This is a genomic window from Arthrobacter sp. UNC362MFTsu5.1 (genome assembly GCF_000685965.1).
Classification (GTDB): Bacteria; Actinomycetota; Actinomycetes; order Actinomycetales; family Micrococcaceae; genus Arthrobacter.
Window position 1 is genome coordinate 117,597 of sequence record NZ_JMLE01000014.1, and the last position, 19,988, is coordinate 137,584.

Here is a 19,988-nt window from a genome sequence, read left to right on the forward strand (position 1 = left end):
AAACCCACTCCCGGAACGCTGCTGATGCTTGAACTCAATTCAGATCTTCCCCCCATGGCTGCGCCGCCGACCCTGCCCCGACAACAGATCCGCTATGCCCGGATCCTGGATGCCGCCGCCGGATTTGCCCGGAAGGGCCTGGACTCCGTCAGCCTCTCCGAGGTCGCGGACAAGGCCAACGTCCCGCTGGGCACCCTGTACCGGTATTTTCCGTCCCCCACGCACCTGATGCTGGGGCTGTACCGGAAGCAGTTGGGCGAGCTGCAGGTGGGAAGCTGGCCGGAGTCGGACGGAAGCCGCGTGCATTCCCTGGCAGGCGTGGTGATGGAGATCTTCCACATGCGGCTGATGCAGCCGGCCGTGGAGCAGTGCCTGAGCAAGGGCGTCTACGCGAAGGACAAGGACACCACGGTTCTCCTGCGGGAGATCGACGCCCTGGCCGAGCAGGCGGTGACGGTGGCAAGCGGCGACGCCGCCAAGTCCCGTGTGCTGTTGCTGACGGTCTCCGGCCTGGTGCAGTCAGTCCGCTGCCGCCGGCTGTCGCTGTTTGAGGCCGAGGAAGACCTGAAGAAAGCCTGCTCGCTGCTGACCCGGTGCTAGTCCATGAGGAGCGCCCGGGGCGCTCCTTCTCCGCTAGCCACGCTTCTCCAGTAGCGACGCTTCGCCAGTAGCGACGCGTAACTGGTCTAGACCAGTGGCTCGCTTTTGGAGGCATGTTTCTGTGACGTGGATCACCTCGATGAATGAAAAAACGTTTTATCACGGCCGGTGGTCGGCCCAGTGTCCATTCGGCCGCTGCGCGTCTGTTTACCATTGCAGGACCGGAGTGGCTAGCAGCCCGTACCTCGCAGGAGCTTCACCGCGGTCCCGCCATCCCTTGGGCCGCACGAGTTCCAGCCAGCCCATCTTGAGCCTCCTATGTGCTTGAGCGTCATTTGTGCCGTGCGCCCACGGCTAGCCCCAGGAGACAACGAAGTGTCCACTGAAACCATCACTCCCGCTGACGGCATTTCCGCCGGTACCGCCTCCGCCGAGCAGCCGACCGTACTGACCGACCAGGAGATCTTCGAATCCCACCAGGGCGGCAAGCTGTCCATCTCCAGCACGGTCCCGCTCGCCACCAAGCGCGATCTTTCCATTGCCTACACGCCGGGTGTTGCCCAGGTCAGCCGCGCCATCCACGCCGATCCGGAGCTTGCCAAGACCCTCACCTGGGCCCAGCGCCTGGTGGTTGTGGTCAGCGACGGCACCGCCGTGCTGGGCCTCGGCAACATCGGCCCCAGCGCGTCCCTGCCCGTCATGGAAGGCAAGTCCGCGCTCTTCAAGTCCTTCGGCGACCTGGACTCCATCCCGCTGGTCCTCAACACCACCGATGTGGACGAAATCGTGGAAACGCTGGTCCGCCTGCGCCCCAGCTTCGGCGCCGTGAACCTTGAGGACATCTCCGCCCCGCGCTGCTTCGAGCTTGAGGAAAAGCTCATCGAAGCCCTGGACTGCCCGGTCATGCACGACGACCAGCACGGCACCGCCGTCGTGGTCCTGGCGGCGCTGACCGGCGCTGCCAAGGTGACCGGCCGTGAACTCGAAGGACTCCGCGTCGTGGTGTCCGGTGCAGGTGCGGCCGGCATCGCCGTCGCCGAAATCCTGCTCACTGCAGGAATCCAGGACGTTGTCCTGCTGGACTCCCGCGGCGTCATCAACAAGGACCGTGCGGACATTGCGGCCGATCCCGCCAGCAAGAAGGCCCAGATGGCGCAGCGCAGCAACCCGCGCGGGATTACCGGCGGACCGGGCGAGGCCCTGCTCGGCGCGGACGTGTTCATCGGCGTTTCCTCCTCGCAGCTGGCCGAGGAGCACCTCAAGCTCATGAACCACAGCTCCATCGTGTTCGCGCTGTCCAACCCGGACCCCGAAGTCCTGCCCGAGGTCGCCTCCCGCTACGCCGCCGTGGTGGCCACCGGACGCAGCGACTTCCCCAACCAGATCAACAACGTGCTGGCCTTCCCGGGAATCTTCCGGGGCGCGCTGGATGCCGGTGCCCGTCGGATTACTCCCGCCATGAAGCTCGCCGCGGCACGCGCCATCGCTGCGCTGGCCGAGCCTGAGCTGTCCGCAGACTACATCGTGCCCAGCCCGCTGGATCCGCGCGTCGCACCGGCCGTTTCCGCCGCTGTCGCCGCAGCGGTCGAGGCCGAGTAACCGCGGAACACGCTCCGCCAGAAAGTTCGACGGCGGCGCCTCCCGTGCTGGGGTGGCGCCGCCGTCGTCGCATCTGACAGCGTCCTGCCCGCCGGGCGCCAGGAAGGACCCCGCGCAGGTGCCCGCGGGGCCCTGGCGGGCATCCCCGCCGGAACCGTCGCCGGGCAACCCTAGACTGGGGGCATGAACCCCGAGATCCTCGTGACTGTCCTCTGCGGCCTTGCCATCGCGGTGGGCGTAGCCGGCACCGTCATTCCCGTGCTGCCGGGCAGCATCCTCATCGGACTGAGCCTGCTGGCCTGGGCCATCTGGGGTGGCGCCGGAACGGCCGGCTGGGTGGTCTTCGGCATCGGACTGGTGTTCGTCCTGGCAGGAATGGCGGCCAGTGCCGTCCTGACGGGACGCAAGCTCAAGGAACACCGCATCCCCAGCCGCAGCGTGGTGGCGGGTCTCGTCTTTGGCGTGGTGGGCATGTTCCTCATCCCGGTGGTGGGCCTCTTTGTCGGATTCGCCGCCGGTTTGCTGCTCAGTGAATCGCACCGCACCCGCGATTTCCGCACCGCCATGACAACCAGCTGGGCTGCCCTGAAAGCGACCGGGCTGGGCATGCTGGTGGAGTTCGGCCTGGCCTGCCTGGCGGCGAGCACCTGGGTGATCGGCGTCTGGGTGGCCGCAGCCAGCTAGCTGCGCGGAGGCCCTCCCAGCAGCCGCCAAGCGTGCACCACTAGCATGGAAGAATGAGCGCCGGACAGACCTCAGGACCGATCTATCGCGACCAGCGCGACCTCACCCCGTTCGGCGACGGGCTGGTCCGCACGCCGGTGCGTGACATCGCAGACGGCGTGGGCGGCATCCTGCACAGCGCCCTGGGCGGCCGGAACGCCGCGCTGCTCAGCGTGGACGGCCCCGTCCCCCGGATGAAGCGGCTCCCCGGAAAGGCTGCCAAGGCAGTGTACGAGGCGGTCTTCCACAACGCCGACCCCAACCGGCTGATCGCCGCCGGCCGCGCCTATCCCGGCTGGGCCGGGCTTTGCTACGTTATGGCCGGGCTCCTCGCCTACAAACAGGGCGGCTACCTGCGGGCCTCCGAGCTCCTGCAGCGGGGCCTCACCACCAGGAACGACGACGACGCCAACCAGTTCGCGTCGGGCTACCTGACGCGTGTGGTCACCCGGGTTGAAGTCGCCGAACGCATCGAGGTGCCTGTCCTGTTCAGCGAAGAAGCCGTCTTCCTGGCGCTGTCGCACTCACTGCGGGAAACGGGCCACCTTGAGGCAGCGCTGCAAACCGTGGCCTCGCTGCCGCCGTCGCTGCCGGCGGCCCTGGCCCGGTGCTCACTGGCCCACGCGCTGGGACGCGACAAGGAGGTGGTGGTGTGGACGGAAGGGCTCCTCAACTCCGATGACCTCTCCGCCGCGCTGCTGCTGGTGCGGGCGCGTTCCCTCCGCCGGCTGGGGGCCGGCGCCGCCGCCCAGTCGGCCCTCAAGGAGGTCCTGCGGCGCCGCAAGACCCACCTGTCGCTGCGGAACGACGCCATGACAGACCGCGCGCTCCTGCTGCTGGACAACGGCCGCAAATCCCTGAACCCGCGGGACTGGCTGCGGGGCCGGCCGGCCGAACTCGAGACCTTCGAAGTCATCCGCAAAGACGTCGAGGAGCGCAGGCTGTGGGAACAGGAATGGAAGCAGCTGGACCGGGAATAGAGCTCCTCGTCCGGGGCAGGCCGGCCCGGCGCAGCGGGCCCTTGTGGGCAATGCCGGGCCGCGGTACAACGGACCAATGAGCGATGCAATCAGGCAGTGGATGGAAAAGTACGTCACCGCATGGACCACCAACAAGCCGGACGATATCCGCGCTCTTTTCACGGAGGACGCCGTCTACGCCACCCGGCCGTACGATCCGCACGCGTGGCGCGGGCATGAGCAGATCGTGGAACACTGGCTGACCGAGGCCGACGAGCCGGAGGAGTGGACCTTCGAATGGGAACCGCTCGGCTCGGACGGCGACCTGCATTTTGTCCAGGGCCGCACCAACTACCTGGGTGACCGCCCCAGCTACGAGAACCTTTGGGTGATACGGCTCGGCCCGGACGGCCGCGCGTCCGCCTTCACCGAGTGGTTCATGGAGCGCAAGGTCTGAGAGTGCGACGGCGGTGCTACTGCCAGGCGATCCCGGCCACCATCGGAATGAGCTGCTCAGACAGCAGCACGGTGCCCAGCGCCACCATGATGATCCCGCTGGCAAGGGTCACCCGCCGGGCAGCCCCGGGCCGTGAGTGCAGCAGCTTCCGGGAGAGCAGGGCCACGCAGGTGTACACCACGCCCGCCAGCAGGACGAAGGTCAGGCCCAGCAGCCCGGACTGCACCGGAACCGGCAGGGACGCTTCCGGGCTGACGAACTGGGGAACCAGTGCCACGAAGAACAGCAGCCCCTTGGGGTTGATGCCGCTCGTGCCGACGCCCTGCAGGAAGGTGCGGAACTGGTTGGATTCCGCTTGTTTGGAGTCCGCCGGATTAGCCCCTGCCGGGGAGGCCGCTCCGGGGCCAAAACTGGCGCCGCGCCATGACCTGATGGTGCCGAAGCCAAGCCACAGCAGGTAAGCGGCTCCCGTAACGGTCAGCCAGCCAAGCACGCCGGGCGCACCGGCCAGCAGGGCAGCCAGCCCCGCCACCATGAGCACCGTGTGCAGGACGTAGCCGCTGCAAAGTCCGGCCACGGCGGGGACGAAACTGCGCTGTTTGAGGCCGGCCGCAATGGAGTAGGCCCAGTCCACTCCGGGGGTGCAGGCCAGGGCGCCGGCAACCACCAGGAATGCGAGGAACAACTGGGGATTCACGGGCGGCCTCCTACGGTGTGCTGATAGGAGAAACTCTAGGTAAATTGCCGCCACAAGTGTTCCCTGATTTACTCAGGAAATGCCGCCGGTGAGTAAGATAATTGCGTGATTGACCACATTGACAGAAATATCTTGCGTCACCTGAAAACGGATGGCCGGATGACGGCCACCGCGCTTGCCGCAAAGGTGGGACTGACCGTCGCGCCGTGCCACCGGCGGCTGCGTGACCTGGAGTCCTCGGGGGTGATCCGTGGCTACCGCGCGGACATCGACCCGGCCGCCGTCGGGCTCGGTTTTGAAGCGATCGTTTTTGTGACGCTGCGGCAGGTGGACCGGCCCACCATGGAGATCTTCGAGAACCGGGTGGCGGACAATCCCAATGTCGTGGAGGCGCAGCGGCTGTTCGGCTCGCCGGACTACCTGCTGAAGGTTATCGCCGAGGACCTGCCCGCCTACCAGCGCTTCTACGACTCCGAGCTCACGTCGCTGCCCGGCGTCGAGCGGCTGACGTCAACGCTGGTGATGAAGAACCTGAAGTCGAACGCCGGTCCGCCGGTCTAGGCGTCCCGGATTCCGGCGGAGCCTGCCGTTCAGGCTGCCGGGCTGACGTGGACGATGATCACCTGGGTGTCCTTGGCGCCGTCGTACCGGAGGTCGTAGTTGACCTCCAACCCCGTGGACGTTCCCGGAGTGATGGAAAAGTCACTCTTTCCCTCAGGGTCCCTCTCCGTCGAGGAAATCCACCGCTCAGCGGAGCCGCCGTCGATTCCATAGCGCTGAACGCCGTCGCGGATCAGGCCGAAATACTCAGCCGCCGAATCTGCGGTCAGGAAGTAGGTCACCTCGCTGAAATCCGGACTCTGGTCCGTGGTGTTGAAGCGGATCCGGTCCGTGTCGCCCGCGATCTCGCCGTTGGGGGCCACAATGGTCAGCGCGATCTTGCCCGCGTCGCGGGTGTTGATTTCCGGACCGGAGCTGTCCTCGGTGACCCGCACGGCAGCCTTCTTCAGCGAACCCGAACTCATGTCCAGCCGCGCGGTTCTAGTGGCGCGGATCCGGTCCACTCCGGCGGCGTCGAGGGTGGAAAAGTCGGAGGTGCTCACGGTGCTCCCTGCAGAAGATGATGCGGCGGACGTCGGTTCGGTGGTGTTGGGGCTGCTGGGCTGGCAGCCGGTGAGGACCAGGCTTCCGGCCAGGCCCAGCACGGCCAGGAAACGGCGGAAGACGGCGGCCTGCCGCCTAAGGCGCGGGCGGACAGCCGGCAGCGCGGGCATCACTGGTGCACCTCGGCGTCGAAGCCCGAGGCAAAGCGGTCCATGATGCCCGGAATATTGTTCGTGGGACGGTACTGGTCCACGCGGTCGTTGAAATCCGAGCCGATGATTTGCCGGGCTCCCGCCGGGTCAGTGGCCAGCAGGTTTTGATAGGCCGGCAGGGTGTCCTGCTTGATGAGCTCCCAGCGCTGGTCGGCATTGGCGATGTTCCCATCGGGGAAGCCGGTGGTGAAGTCCGTGCGGAACTGGGTGGGGTTGTCCCAGTTGGTGAAGGGCACGTTTTCCGGGCCCGGACTCTCCACACTGAACTTGTAGGGGAACACTTCCGGGTAGCTCCTGGCGCCGGGGATGGACGGTTCCCCGGCCAAGGTCACCATGTAGGTCACGGCTTCGCCGCCGGGATGGCTGCGCATGGTGTCGTAGTCGTCAGCGATGATTTCGTTCTGCTCCCGGTAGAGGAGGGCAGTGTTTCCTGCCTGCACCTGCGCGGGGTCGCCGGAATCGACCTGGGCCCAGGCGCGGGCCGTGGGGTAGTCGATGGCGCCGGAGTCGCGGAGCCGGTTGATCTCCGCCAGGCCGCCGTTCATGTAGGCCTGGTGCTGCCGGGCCTGGTCCAGGAAGATTTCCTTGTTCATGTCCAGCATGCTGGTCTCGTAGAACTTGATTTCCTGGTCGGTCATGCCTGCCAGCTGTTCGATCTGGTCCAGGACCGGCACTGGAATGTCAGACGCCGGGTTGTCCGCGATCTGCTGCGCGAGGTCCCGGAGCATGGCCATGTCCTTGAACCCGCCGGCGAACGACGGTCCGATCATGTTGGCCATCCCGGCCCACTGCAGGTCCGGGTTGGACAGGTAGGCCTGCCCGTAGAAGTCGTAGACCTTCTTGATGGTCTCCCAGTTGTATTCCGTGCCCTTGGACGTATCCCAGTCCGCGGGATCGATGCCCATGTCCCGCATGGCCTGCTGGTTCCAGTAGTCGGTGAGGAACGCCGAATACTCCGGCGAATTCTTCTCGATCAGTCCCGAGTCGGCCGCTGCGTCCAGGGCGGACTTTGCGGCGTCCGGGTTGGCCAGCGCCCACTGCTTGAACTCATCGCTTTCCAGGTAGTCCTGGCGTTCCTCGGCGGTCATGCCGTTGAGTTTGTCCGTCAGTTCCTGCGCGGCGCCGTCCGTCTGTGGATTGCCGCCGCCGGGCCCGGCCGGCCCGCCGTTGCCGCCGTTGCTGCCGCCGGTTGAACTCGTGCTGGCCTGATCCTGTTGGTCGGCATTCCGCAGCAGGGCCTTGGAGGCGCTCTGGATCCCGGCGGCAGCCTCCCGGAGCACCTTCGAATGGGCTCCCTTCCAATCACTGCGGAAGCGGTCGCCGTCGTTGCCCTTCCACGGACTGGAGGCGATGGAGGTGCCCAACTGCTGTCCCAGCTGGTCCAGCCGGCTGGCACTTTTCGCCAACTCTTTTGCGAGCTGGCGTAGCTGTGCGACGTCCGCACCGTAGAAGTTTCCCGCCACATTTCCCCCTGTTGAAGTCCACGGCCAGCCTAATGCCTCCGGCTGGAGGCGGCGATGGGGAGAAGTCCCCCGCGCACCCCGCCTCGCACTTTCAGGCGTCCAGCAGCCCGGTGGTGCGGTACGGGATGACTTCGCGCAGGAACATGCTGGTGGACGTGCGGACGATTCCGGGGCAGAGGCGGATCTCCTCGGACACGCGGTAGAGGTCGTCCGGGCTCTTGGCCACCACGCGGATGAGGAGGTCGGTGTCGCCGGCGGGCGCGTGGCATTCCAGGACTTCGGGGATCTTGCGCAGGGCGGCGATTGCCTCGTTCAGGTGGCTCTGGTCCAGTTCGGCGCTCACCGCTGCGGCCACGCCGCGGCCCAGCGCCGAAGGCAGCACCCTGCTGCTGTTGGCGCGGAGGGCGCCCGACGCCGTCATCCGCTCCAGGCGCGACTGCACAGTTCCGCGCGCCAGGCCCAGCTTCTGTGCCAGCACCATGATGGGCACGCGGGGGTCGTCGTCCAGTGCGGCAAGGATCCGCCGGTCCGTTGGATCGAGTTCCTGCAATCTGATCACTTCCTGCCTGCTGGCGCCCTGGCGACTGATCAGTCTGACCAGTGGAACGCATGCTCGTTGCGCCTACTGTAGGTCTTCTGCTGAAATGATGGCAACAAAGGGACGCAGGCCACCGCCGGATCCCGCAGGCTACAGGACCCCCGGCACACCACCCGGTCCCTGGAAAAGGTTTCCCGCAAGGAGGCTGCCGCTGATTGACTCTTGTTCACGCATCGTCTCTCCGCAAACACGGCAAGAGCCCCTGAGCTCCCGACGTCGGATCCCCGAAGTCATCGGTAGCTGAGGGGCTCTTGTGTTGTCCGGGCTTGTGTCGGGGCACTGCCAACCTCCATGGCCAAAACGCCTAGGCTTGAGCCATGACTTCAGCCGGCCGCTTTGCCCCGAGCCCCTCCGGCGAACTCCATGTCGGAAACCTCCGGACGGCGATCCTCGCCTGGCTGTTCGCCCGCTCCACCGGCCGGCGGTTCCTGATGCGCGTGGAGGACCTGGACCGTGCCCGTGCGGGTGCAGAAGCGGAGCAGCTCCGCGATCTGGCGGCCGTCGGCGTGACCTGGGACGGCGGCGTCGTGCGCCAGACGGAACGCGAGCCGCTGTATGCGGAGGCGATCCGCCGCCTGGCTGGCGCCGGGCTGACGTATGAATGCTTCTGCACCCGGCGTGAAATCCAGGAGGCGCCGTCCGCGCCGCACGCCCCGCAGGGCGCCTACCCGGGGACGTGCCGGAACCTTGACCCGGCGGAGCGTGAGTTCAAGAGGACCATCCGGCCTGCCGCTGTCCGGCTGCGCTCGGCCGTCACCGGCTGGACGGTGGAGGACCTGCTGCACGGCACCTACACGGGCGTGGTGGACGACTTTGTGCTCCGCCGCAATGACGGGGTGACTGCCTACAACCTGGCAGTGGTGGTGGACGACGCCGCGCAGGGAATTGACCAGGTGGTCCGCGGGGACGACCTGCTGCCGTCCACGCCCCGGCAGGCGTACCTGGCCTCACTCCTGAATATTCCCGTTCCGGAATATGCCCACGTGCCGCTGGTGGTTAACTCCGACGGCGCCCGGCTGGCCAAGCGCGACGGTGCGGTGACACTGGCCGACCTGGCCGACGCCGGGCTGGACGCCGGCCGGGTCCGGGACATCATCCTGGAATCGCTCGGGCTCCCGCCCGGCCCGCTGCCGCGGGTCCTGCCATCCTTTGACCCGTCGGCGCTGCCGCGGGAGCCGTGGGTATGGCCCGGTGTTCCGGGCACAGGCACAGGCACAGGCGCCTAGGCGCGTAGGCTGGAACCATGCCAGACACAGGAACCACGGACGCAAGCGTCCCCCAGCCACGATTCACTGTTGAGACGGCCAAGGTCCTCGCCGAAGTGGCGCACAACCGTCAGAAGGACAAGCTCAAGCGGCCGTACCGCGAACATGTCCTCGCCGTCGGCGACGCCCTGGCGGATTTCGACGACGACATCCGGATTGCCGGCTACCTGCACGATATTGCCGAGGACACCCCGATCACCCGGCAGGCACTGCTGGACATGGGCGTCTCCGAACGCGCCGTGGGCATCATCGAGCGCGTCACCAAACGGCTGCACGACAACCCGGACGATTACCAGGCCGGCATCCGGTTCATTGCCGAGGACCACGATGCCACGCTGGTCAAAATCGCGGACAACGCGCACAACTCACTGCCTGAACGCGTCAAGGCCCTGGCCGAGAAATGGCCGGACAAGCCGCCGATTACCCGCTACGACGAAGCCAGGCCGGTGCTTTACGATGCCGTCCCGGTCGAGGAAGTCCGCAAGATCCTGGCCCGGGTAAACCCGTGGCTGCTCGAGGAACTGGACGACCGCCTGGACGAGGCGGACGACACCGACTACGAGAACCTCTCCTACGAGTCCTAGCGGACGTCCGCCCACAGTTCGCGCTCCCACGCCCGGGGGTCGTACACCAGGCTGGAATCGATGTTGAAAAGCATCGTGGCCCTGCGTTCGAGGTCGTAGTCCGGCCAGCCGGGATCGCCGGTGGCGGCGAACGAAACCCAGGCGGCATGCATCGCATCGGCCAGTTCCTGCGGCGGATCCGCCCCGAGCAGCGGTCCGAACAGCCTGGAGTGCTTGTCCAGGGTGCCGAAGACGAACGGCACTTCCACGGCATGGACCGCGCCGAGGCCGGGGGCGGACCAGGCGAACTCGTACATGAACGTACGCGCTGAGGTGGCCGACGTTGCGCGGGCATCGGCCAGGCGGATGGCCGGTAGCCGCACCCACCAGTCGGTTTCCACGGCCGCGAGCACGTCGCCGGGAGAACTGTCCGGATAATGGGCGCGGTACTCGCGGTATGCCGTCCCGGCGGGAAGACCGTAAGCCCCAATGGGCGGGAAGCCGTCCACGCTCCTCGATTCCACCAGGTCCTGCTCCGAGACCTTCGAAATGACACCGGTGATGGCAAGGAACAGCTTCCAGTCCTCGGTATTGGTGCCGACCATGACGTCCACCGTGGACCCGGCGCCGGCCGCGATCCGCTCGATGGGGCGCCGTGGAATGACGTCGCCGTCGACTGTCGGTTGCCAGAGCATCGAGCTGGACAGCACTTCCTGTCCCCAGCGCGCCGGGTCGGGGTCGGCAAAGAGATCCGCCTTCAACTCCGCCTGCGCCGCGAGGAATTGCTGGGCCGGCACCGCTGCCAGGGCCTCCCGGGTTGGCGGAACCCCCAGCTTCCCGGCAAGGAACCCGCCGATTCTCTGGGCGGTCCCGGTGGGGATCGCATGGTGGGCTGCCCCGCTTTGCAGGATGGCCCGCCGGAACAATCCTCCCGCACGCGGCATCGAGAGAAGGACGCCGATGCTCATGGCACCCGCCGACTGGCCGAAGACTGTGACGTTGCCGGGATCGCCGCCGAAGGCTGCAATGTTCCCGCGGACCCACTCCAGGGCAGCGACCTGGTCGAGGAGGCCGACGTTGGCCTGCCCGTCGCCAAGGTCCAGGAATCCGTCCGCGCCCACCCGCCAGTTGATCACCACACATACGACCCCGTCACGGGCGAAGTTCCGGCCGTCGTACGCCGCCGTCGAACCGATTTCGAACGCGCCGCCCTGGATCCAGACCATGACCGGCAGGCCCGAGCCGCCCGGGTCCGGTGTCCAGATGTTGAGGTTCAGGCAGTCCTCACCCGCCAGCCCGGTGTCCCACTCCGTGCCGGCGCTTTCCGGGGGAGCCAGCTGGAACGGTGCTGCGCCGTACCGGGTGGCGTCACGGACGTCGGTCCAGGGCTGGACCGGCCGCGGCGGGCGCAGCCGGTTCGCGCCGGACGCCGGCGCCGCGTACGGGACGCCCAGGAAACGGTGCACGCCGCCGTCCACGCTGCCGCGCAGCTGGCCGTTCGTGGTACTGACAACGCTGTCCATGCCTGCCGCCTTAATGCCCCGGGTTTCTTGGGGTTGGCTCCCACTCTGGCAGGCCGCAGCGATGCGGCTGAAGGGCCGAAGGTCACCCGTTGCGGGCCGGGCCTGTCGCAGACGCCCGTTCCAGGCGCTCCAGTGCTGCGTTCATCTTGCCGGCACCGCGCCTCTCATCGATCACAATCGACGCGCCTAGTGCCAGCACGATCACGAGCATGCAGACAGGCACCGAGACGCCGGCGGCGGCCAGGCCAACGCTGGCCGCCAGCGACGCGAGGACTCCCGCTGCCACGGCAATGACGGTGCGGTCCGCGCAGATCATCACGCTGTAAAGCCAGGTCAGGGAGACCTTGAACAGCGCCACGGGAATGGCGATGCTGGCCACTGCCACCGCGGCGCTGATGTGCGCCACATGGTCGATGAAGTAGGCCGCCACGTGCAGGCCGGCGCCGGTGGCGGCGATGGCAGCGAAGATGGGGATGTGCCCGTACCCGAAGAAGAAGGAACGGTGCCGCTGGAGGTGCAGGGCGCGGCCGGCGGGCAGGATGAAGTAGATCCACCACATCGCGAAGGCCAGTGCCGTTCCGCTGAAGCCCACCATCGCCGCGTCCACGCTCCAGCCATGGTGGGCCACGATGGCGCGCAGCGTTTCGATGGCACCGATCAGGCATTCGCCGAGGGCGATGATGGCCAGCAGGCCGTAGCGTTCGGCGATGTGGTGCGCATGCCAGGGGGTCCGCAGTGAACGTTCCGCCACGTAGGGGGTCGCCATCTCCAGGGCGTAGAGCGGAACGGTCATCAGGATGGTCGGGAGTACGTCCGCCTGGATAATCAGCACTGCGATCCAGCCGAGCTGCACCACACCTAGGTACGTCGCGTAGCGGAGGCATGTCTGGCGGCGGGCCGGGTCCTGCCGCGCGGCACGCAGCCATTGGAACACCAGGGCAAGGCGCATGATCACGTAGCCGCCCACGATCACGGCGTTGTCCACATGGCGGCCCTCCACGAGGGAGTGGAACAGGGGCTCGATGCCCATGGCCAGAACCAGCACGCCCAGCATCTGGACCATGGTGACCACGCGGAAGACCCAGTCGTCGGTGTCATAGGCGCTCGCGAACCAGGTGAAGTTGATCCAGGCCCAGATCACGGCGAACATCGAGAAGGAAAAGCCCAGCAGGCCGGCACCGTAGTGGGCCTCGGCGATTTCGTGGGCGAACTGGCTCCCGGCCACCCCGAACGCAATCACGAACGTCAGGTCAAAGAACAGTTCCAGCGGCGTTGCTGCCCGATGCCGTTCGTGCGGGTCGCGGCCGCCCATGCGGGCCATGGCATGCCGGAGGGGATTGTTGGACATGGCTCAAAGAGTACCGGCGGGAGCAGCAGCGGCTCCACACCGCCCGCTCCGCGCCCGCAACATCAAGCCGATGTACACGAGATCGAAGACGCTGCAGAGGGCGCCGACCCCCAGAACCAGGGGCGAGTGGCCGAACCAGCCGAACACGATGGTGGGTGCCAGAGTTCCGATCCATTTGGCCACGGCGATGAGCAGGGACTGGCCCCGTGCGCCCCCGCGGGCGGCGAACATGGCGATGAACAACCCGGACATCAGCAGGTTCTGCAGGAAGGCCGAGTAGCGCGCCGCCGCATCCCAGCCGAACTCCGCGACAAACAGCAGCTGCACGGCAAAGGCGGTGACCCCCAGGAGCAGCGCCCAGCCCAGAAAGAGTTTCCGCGTCACCCACGCGGGGAGCTCGGCCCGGCCGAACCTGAAGAACGTGTACAGGATGACGACGTCCGCCAGAGCCCACACGATGTTGAACACGCCCTGGACGGAGAGTGCTGTTGCCGCCGAACGCGAGGCATAGATGGCTTCCCACGCGAAGTTCAGCGCCAGTGCGGCCGCCGGGACTGCATAGCTCCGGTCCCGGAATCCGACCCGGATTGCCTCAACGTACACCGCCGTCCAGGCGATGCCGCTGACAACAGTGAGGAACAGAATCAACCCGGCCCTTACACCCGGCCCAGCGAGTCGATGTCCTCAAGGAAGTCCTGGTGGACCTCCTTGCTTACCGTCGTCCGGGTGTCAGCAATCGCGTCGAGGTAGTCCTGCGTGGCGGGACCCTTCCGGACGGCTTCGCGGACCGATGCGGTGCCCCCGGAAGCCAGCCCGCCGTCGTCGTACACTGCCTTTTCCAGTGCACGCTGGGAGGCGCTCCGGGCCGCGTACTCAATGTCCGCGGGGGAGAAGCCCTCGGTACGGTCCACCAGCAGCTCCACGTCCACGTCGTCCACCACGGTGGCCGGAATGAACCGCTGCCACATGGCCTCCCGGGCCTGCCGGTCGGGCAGGCCGATGGGGATGACGTAGTCGAACCGGCCGTGGCGCAGGAAGGCGGTGTCCAGGGCGCGGATGAAGTTGGTGGCGCAGACCAGCAGGCGGCCGGGCTGCTCGCGGAAGGCCGGGATGATCTTGAGGAGTTCGTTGGTGACGCCCTGCAGCGGCGACGGCGGCTCACCCGAGCGCTGGGACGCAATCTCCTCCACCTCGTCTATGAACACCACGGCATGTTCCAGCTCGGCGATCTCCAGGAAGGTCTCGCGGAGCGCACCGGCCAGGCCCTTGGGGTCGGCCGCGAGCCGGGAGGGGAATACTTCCACGAACGGCCATTCGAGCCGGGACGCGATGGCCTTCGCAAACGTTGTTTTGCCGGTACCGGGAGGGCCAAAGAGGACGACCGCGCGGGGCGGCACCACACCGAATTCGTCCGCCAGGTCCGCCTCGGCAAGGGGGAGCACCAGCCGGCGTTCCAGCAGTTCCTTCTCGTTGCGCATGCCGGCCACGTTTTCCCAGAGGTCGCGGGCCAGGATGCGGCCGCCGAGGAGGCCCAGGGGTTCAAGCTCCTGGCGCTGGACGGGAATGGTCCGTTCGAAGTACCGCAGGTTCTTCTTGAGCACGAATCCGCGGCTGAGGAAGGCCTCCACCCGCGTTTCGGACTCCGGCATCAGCGCGGACAGCTTGTTCAGCCCGTGCGGGGCCATCCGGTTCTCGACGGCGGCCAGCAGCGACGTGCCGATCCCGCGCCCGCGGTATTCGGGGAGGGTGGCCAGGAAGACGATCCAACCCTGGTCGTGCGCGGCGCGTCCGACGGCGGCGCCCACCACCATGTCGCCCTGCACAGCCACCACGGCGTGGTCCTTTTCGCAGGAGGCCAGGACTTCGGAGAGCGCGTAGACGGGCTCGACGTTGGTGGCCTTGAGGGATTCCCAGAGGTGCAGGATGCCGTCAAGGTCGGCCGAGTGGAAATCCCTGATCCGCCAGGTGGTCATGAGCGTTTCTCCTGTGGTGGTTCGTCGTTGAGCCAGCGTGAACTTCTCAGCTGAGCATATGCGAACCGGGGCTCCGAAGGGTTGCGGCGGCGTTGCATTACGCCGCCGCAACCCCGGGCCGCGGCACTGGTGCGCTACCGGACACTTGCGGCCCGTCGACGACTTTGCCGCTAGGGAGCCGCGGTGGCCAGCAGCTCCTTCATTTCCTTGATTTCGGATTCCTGGGCGGTGACGATTTCCCGGGCGAGCTTTACGGCGTCGCTGTTCTGCCCGTCGGCTATTTCGGCCTTGGCCATCTGCACGGCACCCTCGTGGTGCGCAATCATCTGGGTGAGGAACAGCCTGTCAGCTTCCTTGCCTTGGGCGGCGTCGAGCGCCTTGAGGTCGTCGTCGCTCATCATGCCGGCCATGCTGTGGCCCGCTTCGCCGTGCCCGGCCATGGCCGTGGGTTCATTCCAGCCCTTGAGCCAGCCGTTCATCTGTTCGATTTCAGGGCCCTGTGCGGCCTTTATTTTGGTGGCCAGTTCCGTGACGGCCGGATTGACGCCCCGCTTGCCGAGCATCATGCCGCTCATTTCAACAGCTTGTGCGTGGTGCGGAATCATGGACTGGGTAAACAGCGTGTCCGCGGAGTTGTGGCCCATGGCCTCAGGGCTGCCCGCCGGCGCGCTGGAGCTCATTGTCCCGTGGTCCGCGGGCATCGTTGAGGACCCGGTGGTGGCGTTCGAGCCGCAACCGGCGAGTGTGATGACGGCGGCCAGGGCAGCGGCTGAAAGGGTGATTGGCTTCTTCATGTGAATGGTGTCCTTCGGGAATCCGGCATGGGGCGCCGGGAGGGGCGGCTGCCAGGCTTCCCGCGCGGGGAAACAACGCGGGGAACCGGCATCCAGGGCAGGGCAGGCGCCGGAAACGTCACGGCGCGGGCCCGGTTTTACGTCCGGCTGATGGACAGTTCGCCTGGCGAAGGACTGCCGGGAACATAGGCGTATGCGGCGACGGCCTGCAGCCGGGCGGCGCTGAGGTCCGGTACCGCAAACGCAACGGTTCCCGGCTGCGGCGCGGCCAGGGATGCGCCCCCGGGTGCCGGGACGCAGGATCCGTGGGCGGCTGCCACTTCGCTGCAGTTTCCCTGGCAGGAGCACGACGGCGGCTGCCCGGCAGTGTTTTCGGCCGCCGGGGCGCGGACAGCCTTGGCCGGGCCAACCATGGCGGCTGCCTGATGACTGCCATGGCCGCCGTGGCCGGCGTCGCTGGCATGGCCGGCAGTCGCCGTCGTCCGCTGGTCCGCAACGGAACCGTCTGCTGAGGCGGCGGCAACAGCCATATCGTGAACGCCATGGGATCCGGCCAGGACGTGCATGCCGAGGAGCCCGGCCACGATGGCCAGGAGGGTGGCGAGCAGCGACGCCCGGCGAAGGAGGGCAGCGGGTACTGCCAGGTACTTCTTCATTGCTGACAGTCTAGATTCCCAACGTGCCCATCGTGTTCCGCAGCGTGTCGGCGGAATGCTGCAGGGCTGCCAGTTCGCCGTCGTCCATGGGCGTGTGAAGCACGCGGTGCACGCCGCCGCGCCCCACGATGCTCGGAAGGGACAGCGCCACGCCGGAGATGCCGTACGGGCCGTCCAGCACGGTGGACACGGGCAGCACGGCGTTCTCGTCCCGGAGCAAGGCTTCCACGATCCGAGCGCCGGAGAGGCCGATCGCGTAGTTGGTTGCACCCTTGCCGGCGATGACCTTGTAGGCCGCCTGCGTCACTTCGCGGGCCGTCTCGGTGAGGTAATCCGCAGTGAACACCCGTTCGCCGTCCACTTCCCAGTCCCGGATGGGGACGGGGCCGATCGTGGCGCCGGACCACACCGGGAACTCCGTGTCGCCGTGCTCGCCCACCATGCTGGCATGGACGCTGGCCACGGAGACGCCGGCACGGCGGGCCAGCAGCCAGCGCAGCCGCGACGTGTCCAGCACGGTGCCGGAGGAGAAAACACGTTCCGCCGGCAGCCCCGAGATCTGTTGCGCCGCCACGGTGAGAACGTCGCAGGGGTTGGTGACCAGGACATAGACGGCGTCCGGGGCGTGCTGGAGCAGCTGCGGCATGAGCTGTTCGAGGATGCGGACGTTGGTCCCGGCCAGGTCCAGGCGGGTTTGGCCCGGCGCCTGCTTCGCGCCGGCCGTGATCACCACGACGTCGGCGCCTTCCGTCACGGCGATGTCTCCGCCGCCGGTGACGGTGGCGGCAGCCGCGGCGAACTGGGTGCCGTGGGCGAGGTCCAGGACCTCAGCCTCCGCTTTGAGGGCATTGACGTCGAACAGGGCGATATTGCTGGCCGAACCCCGGATCAGGGCGGCGTATGCGAGTGAGGTGCCGACGCTTCCGGCTCCCACCACCGCAAGTTTGGATCCTGACATGAGCTACCTCTTCCCCGGTCCCGGAGTGCCAAGACCCGCGCTGGTGGTGGAACTGCCCGCAATGGCTTCATGCTACCGATTCACGAGCAGCCACACACCAGCGCGAACGGACACTTGCGGCCCTTGAATCCGAAGATTTTGGGGCCGCAAGTGTCCGTTCGCGCTACCGGGATGCGTGGGTGGAGGGGTGGTTAGCTCTTGTCTGCCGAGCCTGAGCCTGAGCCCTGGCCAGCGCCCGGGCCTGGGCGGTTGGCGACCAGCGGGTAGGGGCCGGTGAAGCCGTCGCGGACTGCGGCCAGCTCCAGGACCCGGTCCCGGCAGAGGCGCCAGCCCAGCATGAGCGCCGGAACCACGATCACCAGCGAGGCGATGGTCCAGGTTCCCACGGGGGAGTCGAAGGCCATCAGGACCAGCACTGCCAGCAGGAAGGCCAGCGTGATCCAGCCGGTCACGGGCGCGCCGGGCATCCGGAATGCCGGGCGGAGGAGTTCGCCGCGCTTGGCCAGCCGGGCCAGCTGCATTTGGCACAGCACAATCACGGCCCAGGTGCTGATGATGCCCAGGGATGCCACGTTCAGGACGATTTCGAAGGCTTCGGCAGGAACGATGGCGTTCAGCACCACACCGAGGACGGCCACAGCCGCGGTCAGTGCAATACCGCCGTAGGGGACGCCGGCCTTGTTCATGCGGGACGCGAACTTCGGTGCGGAGCCGGTGACGGACATGGAACGCATGATGCGGCCGGTGGAGTACAAGCCGGCGTTGAGCGAGGACAGCGCCGCCGTGAGGACCACCAGGTTCATGATGGCGTCCACGCCTTCGACGCCGATGGAGCCGAAGAAGGTGACGAACGGGCTTTCGCCGGCTTTGTACGCGGTGTACGGCAGGAGCAGGGAAAGCAGCACCAGGGAGCCGACGTAGAACACCGCGATCCGGAAGATCACCGTGTTGATGGCCTTGGGCATGATCTTTTCCGGGTTCTCGGTTTCGCCGGCCGCGGTGCCGATCAGCTCGATCGAAGCGTAGGCAAACACCACTCCCTGCATCACCACAATGGCAGGCAGCAGCCCGTTGGGGAACATGCCGCCGTTGTCCGCGATCAGGCTGAAGCCCACCTGCTGGCCGTCCACCGGCGTGCCGAAGATGACGAAGTAGATGCCCACCACCAGGAAGGTCACCAGCGCCACCACCTTGATAAGCGCGAACCAGAACTCCAGCTCGCCGAAGACCTTGACGGAGATCAGGTTCAGGCCGAGCACCAGGACCAGGGCCGTCAGCGCCCACACCCATTGGGGAACGTCCGCAATGGGTGCCCAGTATTTCTTGAAGAAGTTCATGTAAAGCGCGACGGCGGTGATGTCCACGATGGCGGTCATCGCCCAGTTCAGCCAGTACAGCCAGCCGGTGACGAACGCGGCCTTTTCGCCGAAGAACTCACGGGCATAGGAGACAAACGATCCCGACGAGGGGCGGTGCATCACGAGCTCGCCGAGGGCGCGCAGGATCATGAAGGCGAAGAAGCCGCACACCGCGTAGCTGATGATGAGGGCCGGACCGGCGGTGGCAAGCCGGCCGCCGGCGCCCATGAAGAGGCCGGTCCCGATCGCGCCGCCGATGGCGATCATCTGGACCTGCCGGGGCTTGAGCCCCTTGTGGTAGCCCTCGTCCTCGCGGTGGAGGGTGGCTTCGGAGGCGTGCGCGTGCGCCGGGATGGTGTGGTCGGTGATGGCCTGCTGTTGTGGGGCAGTGTCCTGTTGGGGCTGTGTCATGGGGGGGTCCTTAGTTGAGGGACTACTTGCTCAGGTTGGCCAGGCGTTGCGGGCTGAGGAGCTCTTCCAGTTGCTCGGCGGTGAGCAGCCGGTGTTCGAGGACCAGTTCGGCAACACCCTTGCCGGTGGCGAGGGCTTCCTGGGCGATGGCGGTTGCGGTGGCGTAGCCAAGGTGGGGATTCAGCGCTGTGACCAGGCCGATTGACTGCTCCACCGTGAGGCGGAGGTGTTCGGTGTTGGCGGTGATGCCCCGGACGCAGCGTGCCGTGAGGGTGCGGCAGGCGGCTTCCAGGTGGGAGATGCTCTTGTGGAGGCTGTGGACGATGATGGGTTCGAAGGCGTTGAGCTGGAGTTGCCCGGCTTCGGCGGCCATGGTGATGGTGACGTCGTTGCCGATGACTTCGTAGGCCACCTGGGAGACCACTTCCGGGATTACCGGGTTGATCTTGCCGGGCATGATGGAGGAACCGGACTGCACGGCCGGGAGGTTGATTTCGCCGAAGCCGGCGCGCGGGCCGGAGGAAAGCAGCCGCAGGTCGTTGCAGATCTTGGAGAGCTTCACGGCCACGCGCTTGAGGACGCCGGACAGGTGCACGAACGCGCCGACGTCCTGGGTAGCCTCAATGAGGTCCACGGCGGTGACCAGCGGCAGGCCGGTGATGTCGGCCAGGTGCCGGCAGGCCGCCTCGGCGTAGCCGGCCGGGGCGTTCAGGCCGGTGCCGATGGC

21 protein-coding genes are annotated in these 19,988 nt (G+C 67.0%); 8 read left to right on the forward strand and 13 right to left on the reverse strand.

The features are described from left to right. Positions 1-24 precede the first annotated feature (24 nt). From BS38_RS0114595 to BS38_RS0114615, 5 genes are all read left to right on the forward strand, one after another. The gene (locus BS38_RS0114595; protein WP_028271488.1) at positions 25-600 is read left to right on the forward strand and encodes a TetR/AcrR family transcriptional regulator; all 576 of its coding nucleotides are present in this window, start codon (positions 25-27) and stop codon (positions 598-600) included. Positions 601-975: 375 nt separating this feature from the next. Next, on the forward strand, positions 976-2,199 hold the full coding sequence (locus tag BS38_RS0114600; protein ID WP_081818902.1) for an NAD(P)-dependent malic enzyme: 1,224 nt from the start codon (positions 976-978) through the stop codon (positions 2,197-2,199). A gap of 183 nt (positions 2,200-2,382) precedes the next feature. Beyond that, positions 2,383-2,883 (forward strand): DUF456 domain-containing protein, encoded by a 501-nt coding sequence (locus BS38_RS0114605; protein WP_028271490.1) that lies wholly within the window; start codon positions 2,383-2,385, stop codon positions 2,881-2,883. A gap of 53 nt (positions 2,884-2,936) precedes the next feature. Further along, on the forward strand, positions 2,937-3,902 hold the full coding sequence (locus BS38_RS0114610) for a hypothetical protein (protein WP_028271491.1): 966 nt from the start codon (positions 2,937-2,939) through the stop codon (positions 3,900-3,902). Positions 3,903-3,978: 76 nt separating this feature from the next. Beyond that, positions 3,979-4,338: a nuclear transport factor 2 family protein gene (locus BS38_RS0114615; RefSeq protein ID WP_028271492.1), complete on the forward strand. Its 360-nt coding sequence runs from the start codon at positions 3,979-3,981 to the stop codon at positions 4,336-4,338. A gap of 16 nt (positions 4,339-4,354) precedes the next feature. Here BS38_RS0114615 and BS38_RS0114620 read toward each other — a convergent pair whose 3' ends face one another. Further along, positions 4,355-5,035: a LysE family translocator gene (locus BS38_RS0114620; protein ID WP_028271493.1), complete on the reverse strand. Its 681-nt coding sequence runs from the start codon at positions 5,033-5,035 to the stop codon at positions 4,355-4,357. A gap of 105 nt (positions 5,036-5,140) precedes the next feature. On the opposite strand from BS38_RS0114620, the gene BS38_RS0114625 reads away from it, so the two are divergent. Beyond that, positions 5,141-5,596: an Lrp/AsnC family transcriptional regulator gene (locus BS38_RS0114625; protein WP_081818903.1), complete on the forward strand. Its 456-nt coding sequence runs from the start codon at positions 5,141-5,143 to the stop codon at positions 5,594-5,596. Positions 5,597-5,625: 29 nt separating this feature from the next. On the opposite strand, the gene BS38_RS0114630 is transcribed toward BS38_RS0114625, so the two are convergent. The 3 genes from BS38_RS0114630 to BS38_RS0114640 all read right to left on the reverse strand — a co-directional run bounded on the left by BS38_RS0114630 (position 5,626) and on the right by BS38_RS0114640 (position 8,364). Beyond that, positions 5,626-6,309, reverse strand: a complete 684-nt coding sequence (locus BS38_RS0114630) for a hypothetical protein (protein ID WP_028271495.1) — start codon at positions 6,307-6,309, stop codon at positions 5,626-5,628. Further along, entirely contained in the window at positions 6,309-7,814 is a 1,506-nt protein-coding gene (locus BS38_RS0114635; protein WP_028271496.1) for a WXG100 family type VII secretion target, read from the reverse strand. Before BS38_RS0114635 ends, BS38_RS0114630 begins: the two co-directional genes overlap by 1 nt. Positions 7,815-7,905: 91 nt before the next feature. Further along, positions 7,906-8,364, reverse strand: a complete 459-nt coding sequence (locus BS38_RS0114640) for an Lrp/AsnC family transcriptional regulator (RefSeq protein WP_028271497.1) — start codon at positions 8,362-8,364, stop codon at positions 7,906-7,908. Positions 8,365-8,729: 365 nt separating this feature from the next. Between BS38_RS0114640 and gluQRS the strand changes: the two genes are divergently transcribed. Beyond that, positions 8,730-9,638 carry a tRNA glutamyl-Q(34) synthetase GluQRS gene (gluQRS, locus tag BS38_RS0114645; protein ID WP_028271498.1) on the forward strand — a complete coding sequence of 303 codons (909 nt, stop codon included), beginning with the start codon at positions 8,730-8,732 and terminating at the stop codon, positions 9,636-9,638. A gap of 17 nt (positions 9,639-9,655) precedes the next feature. Next, positions 9,656-10,261 carry an HD domain-containing protein gene (locus BS38_RS0114650; protein WP_028271499.1) on the forward strand — a complete coding sequence of 202 codons (606 nt, stop codon included), beginning with the start codon at positions 9,656-9,658 and terminating at the stop codon, positions 10,259-10,261. Here BS38_RS0114650 and BS38_RS0114655 read toward each other — a convergent pair. From BS38_RS0114655 to BS38_RS0114695, 9 genes are all read right to left on the reverse strand, one after another. After that, complete coding sequence (locus tag BS38_RS0114655) at positions 10,258-11,763, reverse strand: carboxylesterase/lipase family protein (protein WP_028271500.1); 1,506 nt, start codon at positions 11,761-11,763, stop codon at positions 10,258-10,260. The two genes, BS38_RS0114650 and BS38_RS0114655, sit on opposite strands and share 4 nt — an antisense overlap. A gap of 82 nt (positions 11,764-11,845) precedes the next feature. After that, positions 11,846-13,111, reverse strand: a complete 1,266-nt coding sequence (locus BS38_RS0114660) for a low temperature requirement protein A (RefSeq protein WP_028271501.1) — start codon at positions 13,109-13,111, stop codon at positions 11,846-11,848. Between the two features lie 3 nt (positions 13,112-13,114). Beyond that, positions 13,115-13,759 carry a transmembrane-type terpene cyclase gene (locus BS38_RS0114665; protein ID WP_043438748.1) on the reverse strand — a complete coding sequence of 215 codons (645 nt, stop codon included), beginning with the start codon at positions 13,757-13,759 and terminating at the stop codon, positions 13,115-13,117. A gap of 8 nt (positions 13,760-13,767) precedes the next feature. After that, positions 13,768-15,084 carry an ATP-binding protein gene (locus BS38_RS0114670; protein WP_028271503.1) on the reverse strand — a complete coding sequence of 439 codons (1,317 nt, stop codon included), beginning with the start codon at positions 15,082-15,084 and terminating at the stop codon, positions 13,768-13,770. Positions 15,085-15,254: 170 nt separating this feature from the next. Continuing rightward, a complete protein-coding gene (locus BS38_RS0114675; RefSeq protein ID WP_028271504.1) occupies positions 15,255-15,878 on the reverse strand; it encodes a DUF305 domain-containing protein in 624 nt (207 codons plus the stop codon). Between the two features lie 137 nt (positions 15,879-16,015). Next, entirely contained in the window at positions 16,016-16,534 is a 519-nt protein-coding gene (locus tag BS38_RS0114680; protein ID WP_051628927.1) for a hypothetical protein, read from the reverse strand. 10 nt (positions 16,535-16,544) lie between these two features. Beyond that, a complete protein-coding gene (locus BS38_RS0114685; RefSeq protein ID WP_028271506.1) occupies positions 16,545-17,492 on the reverse strand; it encodes an L-lactate dehydrogenase in 948 nt (315 codons plus the stop codon). Between the two features lie 191 nt (positions 17,493-17,683). Further along, on the reverse strand, positions 17,684-19,261 hold the full coding sequence (locus tag BS38_RS25225; protein ID WP_197024954.1) for an amino acid permease: 1,578 nt from the start codon (positions 19,259-19,261) through the stop codon (positions 17,684-17,686). Between the two features lie 22 nt (positions 19,262-19,283). Next, positions 19,284-19,988, reverse strand: a 705-nt coding sequence (locus BS38_RS0114695) for a lyase family protein (protein WP_028271507.1), incomplete at its 5' end; no start/stop codon positions are given.

Excerpts from the sequence above, each read along its gene's own strand:
- BS38_RS0114595 (WP_028271488.1), top strand. The coding sequence starts at position 25 with ATGCTTGAACTCAATTCAGATCTTCCCCCCATGGCTGCGCCGCCGACC.
- BS38_RS0114605 (WP_028271490.1), top strand. The coding sequence starts at position 2,383 with ATGAACCCCGAGATCCTCGTGACTGTCCTCTGCGGCCTTGCCATCGCG.
- BS38_RS0114610 (WP_028271491.1), top strand. The coding sequence starts at position 2,937 with ATGAGCGCCGGACAGACCTCAGGACCGATCTATCGCGACCAGCGCGAC.
- BS38_RS0114615 (WP_028271492.1), top strand. The coding sequence starts at position 3,979 with ATGAGCGATGCAATCAGGCAGTGGATGGAAAAGTACGTCACCGCATGG.
- BS38_RS0114630 (WP_028271495.1), bottom strand. The coding sequence starts at position 6,309 with ATGCCCGCGCTGCCGGCTGTCCGCCCGCGCCTTAGGCGGCAGGCCGCC.
- gluQRS (WP_028271498.1), top strand. The coding sequence starts at position 8,730 with ATGACTTCAGCCGGCCGCTTTGCCCCGAGCCCCTCCGGCGAACTCCAT.
- BS38_RS0114650 (WP_028271499.1), top strand. The coding sequence starts at position 9,656 with ATGCCAGACACAGGAACCACGGACGCAAGCGTCCCCCAGCCACGATTC.
- BS38_RS0114655 (WP_028271500.1), bottom strand. The coding sequence starts at position 11,763 with ATGGACAGCGTTGTCAGTACCACGAACGGCCAGCTGCGCGGCAGCGTG.
- BS38_RS0114660 (WP_028271501.1), bottom strand. The coding sequence starts at position 13,111 with ATGTCCAACAATCCCCTCCGGCATGCCATGGCCCGCATGGGCGGCCGC.
- BS38_RS0114670 (WP_028271503.1), bottom strand. The coding sequence starts at position 15,084 with ATGACCACCTGGCGGATCAGGGATTTCCACTCGGCCGACCTTGACGGC.
- BS38_RS0114675 (WP_028271504.1), bottom strand. The coding sequence starts at position 15,878 with ATGAAGAAGCCAATCACCCTTTCAGCCGCTGCCCTGGCCGCCGTCATC.
- BS38_RS0114680 (WP_051628927.1), bottom strand. The coding sequence starts at position 16,534 with ATGAAGAAGTACCTGGCAGTACCCGCTGCCCTCCTTCGCCGGGCGTCG.
- BS38_RS0114685 (WP_028271506.1), bottom strand. The coding sequence starts at position 17,492 with ATGTCAGGATCCAAACTTGCGGTGGTGGGAGCCGGAAGCGTCGGCACC.
- BS38_RS25225 (WP_197024954.1), bottom strand. The coding sequence starts at position 19,261 with ATGACACAGCCCCAACAGGACACTGCCCCACAACAGCAGGCCATCACC.